14 protein-coding genes are annotated in these 16183 nt (G+C 67.4%); 6 read left to right on the top strand and 8 right to left on the bottom strand.

Going from position 1 to position 16183, the window contains the following annotated elements:
* Window positions 1-6 precede the first annotated feature (6 nt).
* Window positions 7-516: a dihydrofolate reductase gene (locus tag ACNFIA_RS10930; protein WP_416785416.1), complete on the top strand. Its 510-nt coding sequence runs from the start codon at window positions 7-9 to the stop codon at window positions 514-516.
* A gap of 246 nt (window positions 517-762) precedes the next feature.
* Here ACNFIA_RS10930 and ACNFIA_RS10925 read toward each other — a convergent pair whose 3' ends face one another.
* Together ACNFIA_RS10925 and ACNFIA_RS10920 are read right to left on the bottom strand one after the other, a co-directional pair.
* Window positions 763-2553 (bottom strand): acyl-CoA dehydrogenase C-terminal domain-containing protein, encoded by a 1791-nt coding sequence (locus ACNFIA_RS10925; RefSeq protein ID WP_416784768.1) that lies wholly within the window; start codon window positions 2551-2553, stop codon window positions 763-765.
* 1 nt (window position 2554) lies between these two features.
* On the bottom strand, window positions 2555-3790 hold the full coding sequence (locus ACNFIA_RS10920; RefSeq protein WP_416784766.1) for a 3-hydroxyacyl-CoA dehydrogenase NAD-binding domain-containing protein: 1236 nt from the start codon (window positions 3788-3790) through the stop codon (window positions 2555-2557).
* Window positions 3791-3894: 104 nt separating this feature from the next.
* Here ACNFIA_RS10920 and ACNFIA_RS10915 point away from each other — a divergent pair, with 104 nt between their 5' ends.
* A complete protein-coding gene (locus ACNFIA_RS10915) occupies window positions 3895-4794 on the top strand; it encodes a LysR family transcriptional regulator (RefSeq protein ID WP_259757925.1) in 900 nt (299 codons plus the stop codon).
* A 213-nt stretch (window positions 4795-5007) separates the two neighbouring features.
* Here the strand turns inward: ACNFIA_RS10915 and ACNFIA_RS10910 are convergent, their stop codons facing one another.
* From ACNFIA_RS10910 to hslO, 5 genes are all read right to left on the bottom strand, one after another.
* Window positions 5008-5610: a nitroreductase family protein gene (locus tag ACNFIA_RS10910; protein WP_416784764.1), complete on the bottom strand. Its 603-nt coding sequence runs from the start codon at window positions 5608-5610 to the stop codon at window positions 5008-5010.
* A 141-nt stretch (window positions 5611-5751) separates the two neighbouring features.
* Window positions 5752-7251 (bottom strand): flavin-containing monooxygenase, encoded by a 1500-nt coding sequence (locus ACNFIA_RS10905; protein ID WP_416784762.1) that lies wholly within the window; start codon window positions 7249-7251, stop codon window positions 5752-5754.
* Between the two features lie 163 nt (window positions 7252-7414).
* On the bottom strand, window positions 7415-9340 hold the full coding sequence (locus tag ACNFIA_RS10900) for a RecQ family ATP-dependent DNA helicase (protein ID WP_416784760.1): 1926 nt from the start codon (window positions 9338-9340) through the stop codon (window positions 7415-7417).
* 190 nt (window positions 9341-9530) lie between these two features.
* On the bottom strand, window positions 9531-11072 hold the full coding sequence (locus tag ACNFIA_RS10895; protein ID WP_259757929.1) for a phosphoenolpyruvate carboxykinase: 1542 nt from the start codon (window positions 11070-11072) through the stop codon (window positions 9531-9533).
* Between the two features lie 168 nt (window positions 11073-11240).
* A complete protein-coding gene (gene hslO / locus ACNFIA_RS10890) occupies window positions 11241-12134 on the bottom strand; it encodes an Hsp33 family molecular chaperone HslO (RefSeq protein WP_416784758.1) in 894 nt (297 codons plus the stop codon).
* A 116-nt stretch (window positions 12135-12250) separates the two neighbouring features.
* On the opposite strand from hslO, the gene ACNFIA_RS10885 reads away from it, so the two are divergent.
* Window positions 12251-13051: a phosphatase PAP2 family protein gene (locus ACNFIA_RS10885; protein WP_416784756.1), complete on the top strand. Its 801-nt coding sequence runs from the start codon at window positions 12251-12253 to the stop codon at window positions 13049-13051.
* 39 nt (window positions 13052-13090) lie between these two features.
* Here ACNFIA_RS10885 and ACNFIA_RS10880 read toward each other — a convergent pair whose 3' ends face one another.
* On the bottom strand, window positions 13091-13483 hold the full coding sequence (locus ACNFIA_RS10880) for an RNA-binding S4 domain-containing protein (RefSeq protein ID WP_259757932.1): 393 nt from the start codon (window positions 13481-13483) through the stop codon (window positions 13091-13093).
* A gap of 133 nt (window positions 13484-13616) precedes the next feature.
* Here ACNFIA_RS10880 and ACNFIA_RS10875 point away from each other — a divergent pair, with 133 nt between their 5' ends.
* From ACNFIA_RS10875 to ACNFIA_RS10865, 3 genes are all read left to right on the top strand, one after another.
* The gene (locus tag ACNFIA_RS10875; RefSeq protein WP_416785413.1) at window positions 13617-14060 is read left to right on the top strand and encodes an ATP-dependent zinc protease; all 444 of its coding nucleotides are present in this window, start codon (window positions 13617-13619) and stop codon (window positions 14058-14060) included.
* Window positions 14057-14962 carry a 30S ribosomal protein S6--L-glutamate ligase gene (gene rimK / locus ACNFIA_RS10870; RefSeq protein WP_038803545.1) on the top strand — a complete coding sequence of 302 codons (906 nt, stop codon included), beginning with the start codon at window positions 14057-14059 and terminating at the stop codon, window positions 14960-14962. Before ACNFIA_RS10875 ends, rimK begins: the two co-directional genes overlap by 4 nt.
* 278 nt (window positions 14963-15240) lie before the next feature.
* On the top strand, window positions 15241-16170 hold the full coding sequence (locus ACNFIA_RS10865; protein ID WP_416784753.1) for a S66 peptidase family protein: 930 nt from the start codon (window positions 15241-15243) through the stop codon (window positions 16168-16170).
* Window positions 16171-16183 lie beyond the last annotated feature (13 nt).

Genomic DNA, 16183 nt, shown 5'->3' with positions numbered 1-16183 from the left:
GTCGAGATGGCCCAACTGCCCCTGGCGATGATCGCCGCCCTTGCCGAGAACCGCGTGATCGGCGTCGACAACCGCCTGCCCTGGCACCTGCCGCAGGACCTCAAGCACTTTAAGGCCATGACCCTGGGCAAGCCGGTGATCATGGGCCGCAAGACCTGGGACTCCCTCGGCCGCCCGCTGCCGGGCCGGCTGAACATCGTGGTCACCCGCCAGGCGGGCCTCACGCTGGAAGGCGCGGAAGTCTTCACCAGCCTCGACGCCGCCCTGGAGCGCGCCGAGCAGTGGGCCCAGCAAGAGGAAGCCGACGAGCTGATGCTGATCGGCGGCGCCCAGCTGTACGCGCAGGCCCTGGGCCGCGCCGAGCGGCTCTACCTGACCCGCGTGGGCCTGAGTCCGGACGGGGATGCGCACTTCCCCGAAGTGAACGAAGGCCAGTGGCACCTGGCGTCGAGCATCGAGCACGACGCGGAAGGCGAGACGCCGGCCTATGCGTTCGAGGTGTGGGAGCGGGCTTGAGCCGTTCTTTCGCGAGCAAGAGCCCTCTCCCTAACCCTCTCCCTGAAGGGAGAGGGGATATCCGCATCAGGCGTACCCACCTACGTAACCGGCGAGAACAGTGCTAGCCGAACACTCCACACGGCCCCCTCTCCCTTCGGAGCGGGGCGCGCAGCCAGGGCTGGGGAGAGGGAACGCCCAACGCCGAACCTGCAAAGAAAAACGCCGCCCCGGTCCCCCGGCGCGGCGTTTTTCATGGCCCGGTCCTCAGAACGCGAAATGCTCCGCGTCCAGCGCCATCAGGCAGTCTGCGCCGCCCAGCAGGGCCTCGCGGTGCATGCTGGCGCGCGGCAGGATGCGTTTGACGTAGAACTCGGCGCTGGCGAGCTTGGCGCGGTAGAAGTCCGCGTCGCCCTCGCCGGCCGCCAGCTTCGCCTGCGCCACGCCCGCCGCCTGGAGCCACAGGCCGCCGAGCAGCACGTAGGAGCAGTACTGCAGGAAGTCCACCGAGGTAGCGCCGATTTCCTGCGCATCGCGCTGGCAGGCGGCGATCACTTCGGCGGTCAGGCTGCGCCATTCCAGCAGGCGTTGCCGCACGGTTTCCGCCAGGCCCGCCAGCTCGGTGCGCACGCCGGCGGTTTCGCAGACCGCCGCCAGTTCGCCGATCAGCGCGGTCAGCTCCGCGCCGCCGTCGCCCAGCAGCTTGCGGCGGATCAGGTCGAGCGCCTGGATGCCGTTGGTGCCTTCGTAGATCTGCGTGATGCGGCTATCGCGCATCAGCTGCTCCATGCCCCACTCGCGGATGTAGCCGTGGCCGCCGTAGACCTGCACGCCGAGGCTGGAGACCTCCTGGCCGACGTCGGTGAAGAACGACTTCACGATGGGGATCAGCAATGCCGCGCGCTTGCCCGCGGCCTTGCGGCCGTCCGCCTCGGGGTGGCCATGCTCCAGGTCCAGCTCGCGGGCGCACAGCGCGGCGATCATCCGACAGCCTTCGGTGAGGGTCTTCTGGGTCAGCAGCATGCGCCGCACGTCCGGGTGGACGATGATCGGGTCGGCGGCCTTGGTCGGCTCGGCCGCACCGGTCAGCGCGCGCGATTGCAGGCGCTCGCGGGCATAGGCCAGCGCGCCCTGGCAGGAGCGCTCGGCGATGCCCAGGCCTTGCAGGCCGACCTGGAAGCGCGCGTCGTTCATCATGGTGAACATGCACGCCAGGCCCTGGTTGGCCTGGCCGATCAGCCAGCCGGTGGCGCCGTCGAAGTTCATCACGCAGGTGGACGCGCCCTTGATGCCCATCTTGTGCTCGATGGCGCCGCAGCTCAGGGCGTTGCGCGCGCCCGGCGTGCCGTCGGCGTTGGCGATGAACTTGGGCACCAGGAACAGGCTGATGCCCTTCACCCCGGCCGGGGCGTCCGGCAGGCGCGCCAGCACCAGGTGGACGATGTTCTCGGACAGGTCCTGCTCGCCGCCGCTGATGAAGATCTTGCTGCCGCTGACGCGGTAGCTGCCGTCCGCCTGCGGTTCGGCGCGGGTGCGCAGCAGGGCGAGATCGGTGCCGGCCTGGGGCTCGGTGAGGCACATGGTGCCGGTCCATACGCCGCTGACCATCTTCGCCAGGTAGTCGCGCTGCAGTTCTGGCGCGCCATGCTTGTACAGCGCCAGCACCGCACCTTCGGTGAGGCCGGAATAGACGCGGAAGGACAGCGAGGCGGCCATCAGCATCTCGTGGAAGCAGGCCGCGACCATCTGCGGGAAGCCCTGGCCGCCGAACTCGGTCGGCCCGGTCATGCTCGCCCAGCCGTTGTCGCAGTACTGCCGGTAGGCCTCGCGGAAGCCGTCGGGGGTGGTGACTTCGCCACCCTGCAGGGTCGCGCCCTGCTCGTCGCTGTTGCGGTTCAGCGGGGCGACCACTTCGCCGGTGTAGCGCGCGCCTTCTTCCAGCACGCCGTCGATCAGCTCGCGGTCGAGGCCGTTGCCCAGCTGCTCGCAGTGGGCGCTGACGTCGAACAGCTCGTGGAGGACGAAGCGCATGTCGCGCAGGGGTGCCTGGTAGCTCATCTCAATGCTCCTGTTTCACGTCGGCGAAGCGGCCACCGGCGGCGGCCAGGCGCTCGACCAGCGCGGCCGGTTGCCAGTGCGCGCCGTGCTCGCCGGCGAGGTCACGCAGGCGCGCCAGCACGCTCTGCAGGCCCTGGGCGTCGGCCCAGGCCATGGGGCCGGACTTGTCCTTGGGGAAGCCGTAGCCGTTGAGGTAGACGGTGTCGATGTCGGCACTGGTGGAGGCAATGCCTTCGTCGAGGATCTTCGCGCCTTCGTTGACCAGCGCCAGCAGGCAGCGCTCGAGGATCTCCTCGGCGCCGATGTCGCGGCGCCGGTAACCCAGGCGCTCGGACTCGCGCACAACCAGCGCGTCCACTTCCGGGTCGTGCTCGGCCTGACGGCTGCCCGGCTCGTAGTGGTAGAAGCCGTTGCCGGTCTTCTGGCCGAAGCGGCCCATCTCGCACAGGCGATTGTCCACCTGCACGGTCGGCGCGTCCTGGCCCTTGCCGGCCAGTTCACGGGCGCGCCATTCGAGGTCGATGCCGACCACATCGAACATGCGGAACGGCCCCATGGCGAAGCCGAAGCCCTGGATCGCCGCGTCCACCTGGTGCGGCAGCGAGCCTTCGAGGATCAGCCGGCGCGATTCCTGGACGTACTTCTCCAGCATGCGGTTGCCGATGAAGCCGTGGCAGTTTCCGGCCACCACGCTGACCTTGCCCATGCGCTCGCCCAGCTCCAGCGCCGCGTCGAGCACGGCGGGCGCGGTCTTGGCGCCGCGCACGATCTCCAGCAGCTTCATGATGTGCGCCGGGCTGAAGAAGTGCAGACCCAGGACCTGGGACGGCCGCGCGGTCACCGCGGCGATGGCGTCGACGTCCAGGTAGGAGGTGTTGGAAGCCAGGATGGCCGAGGGCTTCAGCGCCGCGTCCAGCTCGCGGAAGATCGCCTGCTTGAGCTCCAGGTTCTCGTACACCGCCTCGATCACCAGGTCTACCTCGCGGATGGCCGCGTAGTTCGCCACCTGGGAGATGCGCGCGCGGCGACGGGCGGCTTCGGCCTCGTCGATGCGGCCCTGGCGCACGTTGTGGGCGTAGGTGTCGGCCACCGCGCCGAGGGCCTGGGTGAGCATCTGCGGGTTGTTGTCCAGCCACAGGACCTGCACGCCGGCGTTCGCCAGGCACATGGCAATGCCCCGGCCCATGGTGCCGGCGCCGATGACGGCGGCGCTGGCGATGCGGATGTTCTGGCTCATGTTGTTCCTCTTGTCAGCCTGAAACGCTCGTTTGAAGACCACTCACCTTAGGGAAGGCGGTACTATTTTTGAAATTTTGAGTTGTGATACATGGCATTCAGCCGATGAATATGAATACCTTCGACCTCAACCTGCTGCGGGTGCTGGATGCGCTGCTGCGCGAGCGCAATGTTTCGCGCGCGGCCGAGCGCCTGTCGCTGAGCCAGCCGGCGGTGAGCAACGCACTGAACCGCCTGCGCGAACTGCTCGATGACCCGCTGCTGGTGCGCGTGGGCCGGGCGATGCAGCCGACGCCGCGGGCGCTGGAACTGGAAGCGCCGATCCGCGATGCCTTGCAGCGCATCGGCCAGAGCCTGGCCGGCGGCGACACCTTCGACCCGGCGCGCAGCCGCCAGCGCTTCACCCTGGCGTTGACCGACTATGTGGAAGCGCTGTGCATGCCGCACCTGCTCGAACGTCTGGGCAGCGCGGCGCCGGGGATGAGCCTGGCCATCCAGCACCTGGCGCCGACGCTGCCGGCCGAGGCGCTGGACAAGGGCAATCTCGACCTGGTGCTGGGCCGCTTCGAGGAGTTGCCGGCGCGCTTCCAGCGTCGGCCCTGGGCCAGCGAAACGCTGCGCCTGCTGGCCCGGCGCGGGCATCCGCAGGTGGACGGCCGGATCGACCTGCCGACCTTCCTCGGCCAGCGGCACCTGTGGGTTTCCGGCGGGCAGACCAAGGGCATGGTCGACCAGTGGCTGGCCAGCCAGGGGCTGAAGCGGCAGATCGCCTACACCACGCCCAACTACCTGCAGGCGGCGCACCTGGTGGCGACCACGGACCTGCTGACGGTTCTGCCGACGCGGCTGGCGACGTATTTCGCGGGGTTGTTGCCGCTGCAGGTGCTGGAGCTGCCGTTCGACGTGGGGCAGTTCCACCTGGAGCTGGTGTACCTCGCCCAGCGCGAGCGGGAGGCGGCGTTGCAGTGGCTGGTGGAGCGGATCGTGGCATCCGCGCCGGAGTAACGGTGCGGGAGGGCGCCGTGGGCGCGATCGCGGGCATGGCCCGCTCCTACAGGGGGATACCGTGGGTGGCGTCGCCTGTAGGAGCGAGCTTGCTCGCGAACGGACGTAACCCGATACGCCGACGTGCGGCTGGTTCGCGAGCAAGGGCTAGGCGCCCCCCTCGGTCCTACGAAGAGCAAAGAAAAACGCGCCCGGAGGCGCGTTTCATCGGGCTCAGAAGCGATCGCGGATGATCGTCTCGTCCAGCGGCAGGCGGCCGATGCGCGGCTTGGCTTCCACCGCTTGCTTGCCCACCGCGATCATCAGGCCGATGACATGGTTGGCCGGCAGGTTGATCAGCTTGGCGACGGCGTCGAAGTCGAAACCGACCATCGGCACGCTGTCCAGGCCGCGGCCACGGGCAGCGAGCATCAGGGTCTGGGCCACCAGACCGCTGCTGCGCATGGCTTCGTCACGCTGGGTCTGCGGTTTGCCTCTGTAGTAGCCGTCGATGGCGCCGACCATGTAGTTCTTCACCTCGGCCGGAGCGCCGTCCCACACGCGCTGGGCATCCTGCTCCCAGCTGTCGACCCGGGCGCAGACCACCACCAGCATCGACGCCTCGGTCATCTGCACCTGGTTCCAGCCGGCTTCGCGAATCTGCGCGCGCAGTTGAGGGTCGCTGACTTCCACCAGGCGCACGTGCTGCAGGTTGAAGGAGGTGGGCGCGAGCAGCGCCTGTTGCAGCAGGTCGTCCTTCTCCTCACGGCTCATGACGTAGGAAGTGTCGAAACCACGAATGGAACGGCGGCTGCGGATGGCGTCTTCGATCAGCATGGAAAATCCTCTGGCTGGCATGGGCGGGAATGGCGCGCATGGTAATCCCAGAGGCGGCTGCGTTGCAGAGCGACGTATCGATAATGTCTATCCAGCGCGTCGATGGAACGGCGCCCACAACCTCGGGCGCCGTCGCGGCGATCAGCTCTCCAGCGCTTGCACCGGGGCGGCCGTGGCCTGGCGCTGCCTGGGCGAGGTGAAGGCGAGATAGCCATCCTCGACCTTGCCGAAGCGCAGCAGGGCAAGGTCCAGCGCGTAGTTCTGGTAGAGCTTCCACGGCGTGCGGTCGCCCTGCTTGGGCATGCGGTCGGCGGCGCGCTGGATGTAGCCGGAGTTGAGGTTGAGGAAGGGTTCTTCCTTCACCGATCCGTCGGTCTGGCGCGGCGTGCACTGGCGCATGCCGATGGCGTCGAGGTGGTTGATCAGCCGGCAGAAGTACTCGCTGGAGAGGTCGGCCTTGAGCGTCCAGCTGGCGTTGGTGTAGCCGACGATGGCCGCCAGGTTGGGCAAGTCGCGCAGCATGATTCCGCGGTAACCCATGCTCTGGGTGACGTCGAACGGCTTGCCGTCGATGGCCAATTCCGCGCCGCCGAACATCACCAGGTCCAGGCCGGTGGCGGTGACGATGACATCCGCTTCCAGCAGCTGCCCGGACTTGAGCAGGATGCCCTTCTCGGTGAAGCGCTCGATGTGGTCGGTGACCACCGAGGCGCGGCCCTGGCGCAGCGCCTTGAACAGGTCGCCGTCGGGCACGCAGCACACGCGCTCGTCCCACGGCTTGTAGCGCGGGCTGAAGTGGCGCATGTCGAAATCCTTGCCCAGCTGCAGGTTGGCCAGCTTGAGCATGAGCTTGCGCACCGCGCCGGGGAACGCCTTGGAGGCCATGAAGAAGATCATCTGCATGGTCACGTTGCGCGCCCGCGCCTGGCGGTACACCCACTTCTCCGGCAGGAAATGGCGCAGGAAGTTGGAGATCGGGTCCTTCGCCGGCAGGGTGATCACGTAGGACGGCGAGCGCTGCAGCATGGTGACGTGGGCGGCCTTGTCGGTCAGCGAGGGGATCAGGGTGACGGCGGTGGCGCCGCTGCCGATCACCACGATGCGCTTGCCGCTGTAGTCGAAGTTCTCCGGCCACAGCTGCGGGTGGATGACCTGCCCGGCGAAGCTCTCGCGCCCGGGGAAATCCGGGGTGTAGCCGGCGTCGTAGCGGTAGTAGCCGGTGCACATGAAGAGGAACTGCGCGCTCAGGCGCACCGGTTCCGCCTCGTCGCCGCGCTGCACGATGAGGTTCCAGCGCGCGCTGGCACTGTCCCAGTCGGCCTTGAGCACGCGGTGGCGGTAGCGGATCTTGTCCTCGACGCGATACTCGCGCGCGGTCTCGCGGATGTAGCTGAGGATCGACGGGCCGTCGGCGATGGCCTTGGGGTCGGTCCAGGGCTTGAAGTTGTAGCCCAGGGTGTACATGTCCGAGTCGGAGCGGATGCCCGGATAGCGGAACAGGTCCCAGGTGCCACCCATGGCCTCGCGGCCCTCGAGGATGGCGTAGGACTTGCCGGGACACTGCTTCTGCAGATGACAGGCGGCGCCGATGCCGGACAGGCCGGCGCCGATGATCAGTACATCCAGGTGCTCGGTGGACATGCGCGGGACTCCTTGTTTCGACGCCCGAGGGACGGTTACAGGTTCAGCGCGATCGCGGCGAAGCGTCAACCGTCCCTAACTCTAGGCGGGATTGCCTCCCTGCACCCTACAAGCGTCGCCAGCGCGCCACGCCGACCTTTAGTCGTGCGCGGCGCCGACGCGATTACAGCTGCCCTTGCACCCAGTCGCGCACCTGGGAATAGGGGTAGTCCTCCAGCGTCGCGTAGCCCGGCAGCGTGCGAGCGCGCAGGCGGGTGAAGGCCGGCACGCTGATGCCGCAGAGGAAGCGCGTGATGCAGTCGGCGCTGGGTTCCAGGCCGCGGGCACTGCGGTACTTCTCCAGGAAGGCCGCGCAGCGGTTGTGCAGCGACTGGCCATCCAGCGTCGGCAACACGGGCGGCTCCGGCAGCCGGGCGACGTGGCCGGCGCACACCGAGCAGTGCCCGCACTGGCGCGGCGCCTGGCGGTCACCGAAATACTGGGCGAGGCGCCAGCTCAGGCATTCGGCGCTGCCCAGCAGGTCGAGCATGGCGCCGATGCGGGCGATTTCGCTCTCTTCATGGCGCTTGAAGTAGGCGTGCAGTTCCTCGCTGAGGCTATCCACCGAGAAGGACGCATCGCGCACCGCGTAGACCTCGGTCATCTGCTTGCTTTCCAGCTCCACCCAGCCGCGTTCCTGGAAGTAGTCCAGGGCCTTCACCACCCGCGCGCGTTCGGCGCCGTGGCGATTGTAGAGGGTGTCGAAATCCAGGGTCGCCCAGGTGCGGGCGCGGGCCGAAGTCGTGAGGATGGCCTCGACGAACTGCCGCCGCTCGCCTTCGAAGCGATTGAGCAGCTCGGCGGAATCGATGTTCAACTTGTAGCGATATTCGGCGAAATAAGCGAAACGCGGAGCGATAATGCCGCGCAGCTCCAGTTGCACCAGCAGCGTCTTCAGCGGCAGCTGGCGAATGTTGGACTGATCCGACAGCGGCACCAGCATGGTTTCCCACTGGCCGTTCGGCGCGTGGCGAATCTCTTCCAGCACCTGGCGGATGCCCTCGCGCTCGGGCGTGTCGCCGTAGACGAAGTTCTCCAGCACGTTGAGGCTGTCGCGGTTGGCCAGCACCAGGCACTCCGAACGCTGGCCGTCGCGCCCGGCGCGGCCGATCTCCTGGCTGTAGTTTTCCAGCGACTTGGGCAGGTCGTAGTGCACCACCTGGCGGATGTTGCTCTTGTCGATGCCCATGCCGAAGGCGATGGTGGCGACGATGCAGTTGAGCGCCCCCTCCATGAAACGGCGCTGGATGCCCTCGCGCTCCGGGTGCTCCATGCCGGCGTGGTAGGCGCAGGCGGGAATGCCGCGCTCGACCAGGTGCGCGGCGACCTCCTCGGCGGTCTTCTGCTGGGTGACGTAGACGATGGCCGGCTGCCCGGCGCGCTCGCCCAGCCACTGCACCAGGCGCGCGCGGCGGGCGGCGCTGGCCACCGGCTCCACCTGCAGGTCGAGGTTGGCGCGGTAGAAACCGGTGGTGACCACGTCGGCTTCGGCGATGGCGAACTTGCCGCGCATGTCGGCGATCACCGCCGGCGTGGCGGTGGCGGTGAGCAGCAGCACCTGGGGAATGCGGAACTGCTTCTGGTAGTCCGGCAGCTTCAGGTAGTCGGGGCGGAAGTTGTGGCCCCATTCGGAAATGCAGTGCGCCTCGTCCACCACCAACAGGGAAATCGGCACCTCGCTGATGAAGTGACGGAAGCGCTCGTTCTTCAGGCGCTCCACCGAGATCATCAGCACCTTCAGCTCGCCGCTGCGCGCGCGGGCCATGGTTTGCGCGGTCTGCTCGCGGCTCTGCGCGGAATCGATGCTGGCGGCGGCGATGCCGTGGCGGGCGAGGAAGGCGAGCTGGTCCTGCATCAGCGCCAGCAGCGGCGAGACCACCAGGGTCAGGTGCGGCAGCAGCAGCGCCGGCAACTGGTAGCACAGCGACTTGCCGGACCCCGTGGGGAAGATCGCCGCCGCCGAGCGTCCGGCCAGCACCGCGCTGACCGCCGCCTCCTGGCCGGGGCGGAACTGGCGGAAGCCGAAGACACGTTCGAGGGTGTCGTGCATGGGAATACTCCGTTACGTGGGCATCCACGCAGCCTAGAAAGCGTCATTGTAGGAGCGAGCTTGCTCGCGAACCGGAGCTGGGCTGTTCGCGAGCAAGCTCGCTCCTACGAAGAGCCCAATGGCGTAGGACCGTTCTCAGGCACCAATGAAAAAGCCGCCCGAAGGCGGCTCTTTCGCGGAACGGGCTCGCTTACAGCTGCGGGCCGGCGTTCTTGATGGCGTCGCTCACGTCGAACTTCTTGAAGTTCTCGATGAACTTGCTGGCCAGGCCCTTGGCGGCTTCGTCGTAGGCAGCCTTGTCTTCCCAGGTGTTGCGCGGGTTGAGCAGGACGGTCTCGACGCCCGGAACGGCCTTGGGCACGTCCAGGTTGATGATGTCCAGGTGCTCGGTCTCGGCGCCGATCAGAGCGCCGCTCTGGATGGCGGCGATCACACCACGGGTGGTCGGGATGTTGAAGCGCTTGCCAACACCGTAGCCACCGCCGGTCCAGCCGGTGTTGACCAGGTACACCTTGGAGCCGAAGGCCTTGATGCGCTTGATCAGCAGCTCGGCGTAGACGCCGGCCGGGCGCGGGAAGAACGGTGCGCCGAAGCAGGTGGAGAAGGTCGACTTGATGCCGCCGCCCGAACCCATTTCGGTGGAACCGACCAGCGCGGTGTAACCGGACAGGAAGTGGTAGGCCGCCTGCTCGTTGTTCAGGATCGACACCGGCGGCAGTACGCCGGTCAGGTCGCAGGTCAGGAAGATCACGGCGTTGGGTTCGCCGCCGAGGTTCTTCTCGGAACGCTTCTCGACGTTCTCCAGCGGGTAGGCCGCGCGGGAGTTCTGGGTCAGGCTGTCATCGGAGTAGACCGGGGTGCGGTTCTCGTCGAGGACGACGTTCTCCAGCACGGCGCCGAACTTGATGGCTTTCCAGATGACCGGCTCGTTCTTCTCGGACAGGTCGATGCACTTGGCATAGCAACCGCCTTCGATGTTGAAGACGACGCCCTCGCCCCAGCCGTGCTCGTCGTCGCCGATCAGGTAACGGCTTTCGTCGGCGGACAGGGTGGTCTTGCCGGTGCCCGACAGACCGAAGAACAGGGTGACGTCGCCGGCTTCGCCGATGTTGGCGGCGCAGTGCATCGGCAGCACGTCTTTTTCCGGCAGCAGGTAGTTCTGCACGCCGAACATGGCTTTCTTCATTTCACCGGCGTAGCGCATGCCGGCGATCAGCACTTTCTTCTGGGCGAAGTTGAGGATCACGCAGCCATCGGAATTGGTGCCGTCACGCTCGGGCACGCACTCGAAGTTGGCGACGTTGAGTACCTGCCACTCTTCGCGGCCAGCCGGGTTGTACTGCTCGGGCTCGATGAACAGCGCACGGCCGAACAGGTTCTGCCAGGCGGTGGCGGTGGTCATCTTCACGGCCAGGTAGTGGTCGTGGGCCGAGCCTACATGGACGTGGGAAACGAAATGGTCCTGGGCGTTATTGAAGGCCTGGACACGGTCCCACAGGGCATCGAACTTGTCGGCCGGGAACGGACGGTTGATGGCGCCCCAAGCGATGGAATCCTTGCTGCCCGGCTCTTCGACGATGAAACGGTCGGCAGGCGAGCGGCCGGTGCGGTGGCCGGTACGTACGACCAGCGAGCCGTTGTCGGCGAGTTCGCCTTCGCCGCGGCGAATGGCTTCTTCGACCAGTTGGGCAACGCTGATGTCGGTGTAAACGGCTTTATTGGCTTGCGTCATGTGGGTCCCCGTCGGCCGAAGCCGAGTCCTCCAAACATTGCGTAGTGACTTCTAATTCCCACTACCGCGGAAAAAAGTCGCGGGATTATGCCAGAAAAGAACTGTTCTCGTGCAGCCTCTGATCTGGCGAGAACGCCATTGGTTCGGCTATCGGACAAATCGAAGCGGTCAATGGCGGGTTTCTGACGGTGTCTGGCTGCCGCCGCCGGAGAACAGCTGGGCGACGTCGGAGCCGTCGAAACGGTAGCGCTGGTTGCAGAACTGGCAGTCGATGACGATCTCGCCGTCCTCCTCGGCCAGCAGACGCTCGGCGTCTTCCTGCCCAAGACTGACCAGCGCATTGGCCGAGCGTTCCCGCGAGCAACTGCAGCGGAACACCAGCGGCTGCGGCTCGAACAGGCGCACGTCGTCCTCGTGGTACAGGCGGTGCAGCACCGTGGCGTTGTCCAGGCCCAGCAGCTCTTCGGCGGTGAGGGTATCGGCCAGGGCGGTGACGTGCTGCCAGCTGGCTTCGCGCGACTCGGCGTCGCGCTGGCGGTCGGCCGGCAGTTGCTGCAGCAGCAGGCCGCGGGCGCGACGGCTGTCGGCGTTGAGCCAGAAGCGGGTCGGCAGCTGTTCGGAGGTGGCGAAGTAAGTCGACAGGCACTCGGCCAGGGTCGCGCCTTCCAGCGGCACGATGCCCTGGTAGCGCTTGCCGTTCCTCGGATCGACGGTCAGGGTCAACACGCCGTGGGGCATCAGCTCGGGCAGGCCGGCGGCATCGCCGATGGCGTCGGCATCGTAGCGGGCCAGACCGCGCACCTCGCGATCGCTGGAGCATTCCACCATCAGCAGCGGCACGGCGCCGCTGGAGCGCGCCTGCAGCACCAGCAGGCCGTCGAACTTGAGGGTGCCGCACAGCAGCGCCGCGGCGGCTAGCATTTCCCCCAGCAGCTGGGCGACCGGCTGCGGGTAGGGGTGCTTGGCCAGCACTTCGGCGTAGCTGCGGTCGAGCTCCACCAGTTCACCGCGGACGTCGGTGTTGTCGAACAGGAAACGCTGACTTTGATCGATCTGGGACATGCTGGACACAACGCTGCGATAGGCACAAATAAATGACAAGTTGATGGCAAAGGCCTATAAAGCGCGCTTTGCAGCACCACCGCATTCGGGTGGTTCCGTAAGGGGGTATCGATTTTATGGACAAAACCACGCCGTTCCAAGCCACCTGGTCCTGGAAGCCGTTCATCGCCTGCCACCTGATGGCGTTCGCCCTGCTCCTGCTGTGGCTCTGGGAGCCCACCCGCAGCGCGATGGACCTGTTCGATTTCAGCCTGTTCAGCCTGCTCAACCAGCCGCTGGCGACGAACGAGGCCTGGCGCCTGACCTGGGCCGTGGCGAGCACCCGGCCGTTCGACCTGCTGGTCGGGGTGATCCTGCTGCTCCTGCTCATCCGTGGCGACTGGATCTTCAAGGCGACCCAGGCACGCGCGGCGACCTTCGGCTTTTTATGCGCGGCCGTCGTGCTGGTGGTGGTGCGCATCCTCTACGCCAAGATCGCCCACAAGCTGGGCTGGCAGCATGCAAGCATCTCCAGCGTGGCGCCGGATGCGGTGCGTCTGGAAAACTACTTCCCGCAGTGGCAGAACACCGCCTTCGAGGTGAAGGACGAGTCCGCCCGCAGCTTCCCCGGCGACCACGCCTCGGTGCTGCTGATCTGGGCCCTGTTCCTCACCCTGTTCGCCCGCACCGCCCTGCAGTGGGTGGTGATCTGGGGCCTGGCGCTGCTGTTCATGCTGCCGCGCCTGGTCGCCGGCGCGCACTGGGGCCAGGACGATTACATCGGCGGCGTGCAGATGGCGCTGGTGGCCCTGGCCTGGAGCTGCTTCACGCCGTTCGCCGCCGTCGGCAGCGCCGCCCTGGTGCGCTGGACCGATCCGCTGTTCCGCCTGGCCGCGAAGATTCCGCTGGTCAACCGCCTGAGCGTCGTCACGGCCTGACGCCCGCCCGGCGAGGCGTCAGCCGTCCTCGCCGGCCGCTCACTCCTGATCGCGGAAGCTGAACAACTGGCGGCGCTGCTTCTTGGTCGGCCGCCCGTCGGTCTGCACACCCAGCGCGCCGGCCTTGCGCAGCGCCGAGGCGTCCTCGCGGCGCTTCACGCTGTCGGCGGTCTCTTCATACAGCAGCTGCGCCTCGGGCGCGCCGCGCCGGACCATCGACAGCGCCTTCACCACCACGGTGCGCTCGTCGAAGCCGGTGCGGATCACGTATTCCTCACCCACCTTCGGCTCCTTGCCGGGCTTGCAGCGCTCGCCCCGGCAATGCACCTTGCCGCCGTCGATGGCTTCCTTGGCCAGGGAGCGGGTCTTGTAGAAGCGCGCCGCCCACAGCCACTTGTCCAGGCGGACCTTGTCGTCGTCTTTTTCGCTCACTTCACAACCTCGTCATGCGGGTCTGAGAGTGTACCGCCGCCCCGCTGGCGGGGCACAACCGGCCTGACTAGAATGCCGGCAAACGCCGGGGACGCCTGACTTGAAGACTTTCGACCACCTGTCGGTGATTGGTCTGCGCGAATGGATCGCCCTGCCCGAACTGGGCATGGTCGGCCTGCGCGCGAAGATCGACACCGGCGCCAGCACCTCCAGCCTGCATGCCAGCGACATCGTGCCGTTCGAGCGCGACGGGCAGAGCTGGGTGCGCTTCGTCGCCCACCTGGGCACCCAGGTGCAGCGCCGCCATCGCTGCGAGGCGCCGGTGGTGACGATGAAGACCATCAAGAGCTCCAACGGCCACGCCCAGACCCGCTACGTGATCCGCACCCTGCTGGCCCTGGGCGACCGCGCCTGGCCGGTGGAATTCACCCTGGCCTGCCGCAAGACCATGCGCTACCGCGTGCTGCTAGGCTCCAAGGCGCTGGTGCAGGGCCAACTGGTGGTCAACCCCGGCCTGACCTACGTGCAAGACAAACCCCTCATCATGGTTCCCGCCACCCTTCCAGGTGATCAATGAAAATTGCTGTGCTGTCGCGCAATCCGCGTCTGTATTCCACCCGTCGACTGGTGGAGGCCGGGCAGCAACGCGGCCACGAGATGGTGGTGATCGACACCCTCCGCGCCTACATGAACATCGCCAGCCACAAGCCGCAGATCCACTACCGCGGCAAGCCGCTGGAGGGCTTCGACGCGGTGATCCCGCGGATCGGCGCGTCGGTGACCTTCTACGGCTGCGCCGTGCTGCGCCAGTTCGAGATGATGGGGGTGTTCCCGCTCAACGAATCGGTGGCCATCGCCCGCTCGCGCGACAAGCTGCGCTCGCTGCAACTGCTCTCGCGCAAGGGCATCGGCCTGCCCGTGACCGGCTTTGCCCACTCGCCCGATGACGTGCCGGACCTGATCGAGATGGTCGGCGGCGCGCCGCTGGTGATCAAGCTGCTCGAAGGCACCCAGGGCATCGGCGTGGTCCTCTGCGAGACGGAGAAGGCCGCCGAATCGGTGCTGGAGGCCTTCATGGGGCTCAAGCACAACATCATGGTGCAGGAGTACATCAAGGAAGCCGGCGGCGCCGACATCCGCTGCTTCGTGGTCGGCGACAAGGTGATCGCCTCGATGAAGCGCCAGGCCGCGGCCGGCGAGTTCCGCTCCAACCTGCACCGCGGCGGCAGCGCCAGCCTGATCAAGATCACCCCCGAGGAACGCATGACCGCCATCCGCGCCGCCAAGGTGATGGGCCTGCATGTGGCCGGCGTCGACATCCTGCGCTCCAACCACGGCCCCCTGGTGATGGAGGTGAATTCCTCGCCGGGCCTGGAAGGCATCGAGACCACCACCGGCAAGGACATCGCCGGGGTGATCATCGAATACCTGGAGAAGAACGGCGGGCCGCATCTGGCGCGGACCAAAGGCAAGGGGTGAGCCGGGGCTTTCGCGACGCATGCGTCGCGCCGGCGAACGCCGGGCCACGGCTGGCCTGGCAGGGGGCACAGAACAGCAGGTAGTCACGACAGGGATGCCAGGAACTGACTTTCATGAAGCGCCCTTGAGCATCGCGCGGGTTTCTACCCTCACCCCAGCCCTCTCCCTCCGGGAGAGGGTTAGGGTGAGGGGAATGCGCGGCACAGCGTTGCCCCATTGAACCCTTCGCGAGCAAGCTCGCTCCTACATTGCTCACCTGACGTCACCGGAATCCCGCCATGCCCGCTTCCCGTCCCCATGCCGAACTCACCTGGTCGCCCATCGAGGGCCGCGTCGCGCTGGTGGCGCCGGCCTCGGCGATTGCCGAGGACGTGCTGGAGGCCACCCTGCGCCAGTTGGAGGTGCAGGGCATCGACTACCATCTGGGCGAGCACGCCGACGCCCGTTACCGCTACCTGGCCGGCACCCCGGCGCAGCGCCTGGAGGACTTCCACGCCGCCTTCGAGCTGGACGACGTCAGCGCCGTCTGGTGCCTGCGGGGCGGCTACGGCTGCGGGCAACTCATCCCGCAACTGGACTGGCAGCGTCTCAAGGCCGCGTCGCCGCGCCCGCTGATCGGCTTCTCGGACATCTCCATCCTGCTCAGCGCCTTCCACCGCCAGGGCCTGCCGGCCATCCACGGCATGGTTGCCACCGGGCTGGGACTGCAACCCTTGAGCGCGCCGAACGAACAGCGCGAGCGCCTGGCGTCACTGGCCTCCATCAGCCACGTGCTGGCCGGCGAACCGGGCAGGCTGGCGGTGCAGCACCTGGCGGGGCCGAAGGGCGCCGTGGCGGGCGAACTGATCGGCGGCAACCTCACCGCGCTGGCCTGCATGGCCGGCACCGCGGGCGCGCTGTACGTGCCCGATGGCGCCATCCTGGTGCTCGAGGACGTGGGCGAGCCCTACTACCGCCTCGAACGCAGCCTCTGGCAACTGCTCAACAGCCTGGACGGCGCGCGCCTGGGCGCGATCTGCCTGGGCACCTTCACCGATTGCCCGCGCAAGGGCGTGGCCCACAGCCTGGACGAGATCTTCGCCGAATACGCCGCCGCGCTGGGCGTGCCGCTCTACCACGGCCTGCCCAGCGGCCACGGCGCGCATAACCGCGCCTGGCCCTACGGCCGCGCGGCGGTGCTGGAAGGCAAATCCCTGCGCTGGGAGTAGAGCCGGCTGTCCA

Source organism: Pseudomonas sp. NY15437 (genome assembly GCF_048068435.1).
GTDB classification, from domain to species: Bacteria; Pseudomonadota; Gammaproteobacteria; order Pseudomonadales; family Pseudomonadaceae; genus Pseudomonas; species Pseudomonas nitroreducens_B.
The sequence above is the reverse complement of the archived record's forward strand: the minus strand, read 5'-3'. Positions and strand labels throughout refer to the sequence as shown.

What these genes read in the sequence shown, in the direction of transcription:
- ACNFIA_RS10930 (WP_416785416.1), top strand. Translation starts at nt 7, where the DNA reads ATGGCCCAACTGCCCCTGGCGATGATCGCCGCCCTTGCCGAGAACCGC.
- ACNFIA_RS10925 (WP_416784768.1), bottom strand. Translation starts at nt 2,553, where the DNA reads ATGAGCTACCAGGCACCCCTGCGCGACATGCGCTTCGTCCTCCACGAG.
- ACNFIA_RS10920 (WP_416784766.1), bottom strand. Translation starts at nt 3,790, where the DNA reads ATGAGCCAGAACATCCGCATCGCCAGCGCCGCCGTCATCGGCGCCGGC.
- ACNFIA_RS10915 (WP_259757925.1), top strand. Translation starts at nt 3,895, where the DNA reads ATGAATATGAATACCTTCGACCTCAACCTGCTGCGGGTGCTGGATGCG.
- ACNFIA_RS10910 (WP_416784764.1), bottom strand. Translation starts at nt 5,610, where the DNA reads ATGCTGATCGAAGACGCCATCCGCAGCCGCCGTTCCATTCGTGGTTTC.
- ACNFIA_RS10905 (WP_416784762.1), bottom strand. Translation starts at nt 7,251, where the DNA reads ATGTCCACCGAGCACCTGGATGTACTGATCATCGGCGCCGGCCTGTCC.
- ACNFIA_RS10900 (WP_416784760.1), bottom strand. Translation starts at nt 9,340, where the DNA reads ATGCACGACACCCTCGAACGTGTCTTCGGCTTCCGCCAGTTCCGCCCC.
- ACNFIA_RS10895 (WP_259757929.1), bottom strand. Translation starts at nt 11,072, where the DNA reads ATGACGCAAGCCAATAAAGCCGTTTACACCGACATCAGCGTTGCCCAA.
- hslO (WP_416784758.1), bottom strand. Translation starts at nt 12,134, where the DNA reads ATGTCCCAGATCGATCAAAGTCAGCGTTTCCTGTTCGACAACACCGAC.
- ACNFIA_RS10885 (WP_416784756.1), top strand. Translation starts at nt 12,251, where the DNA reads ATGGACAAAACCACGCCGTTCCAAGCCACCTGGTCCTGGAAGCCGTTC.
- rimK (WP_038803545.1), top strand. Translation starts at nt 14,057, where the DNA reads ATGAAAATTGCTGTGCTGTCGCGCAATCCGCGTCTGTATTCCACCCGT.
- ACNFIA_RS10865 (WP_416784753.1), top strand. Translation starts at nt 15,241, where the DNA reads ATGCCCGCTTCCCGTCCCCATGCCGAACTCACCTGGTCGCCCATCGAG.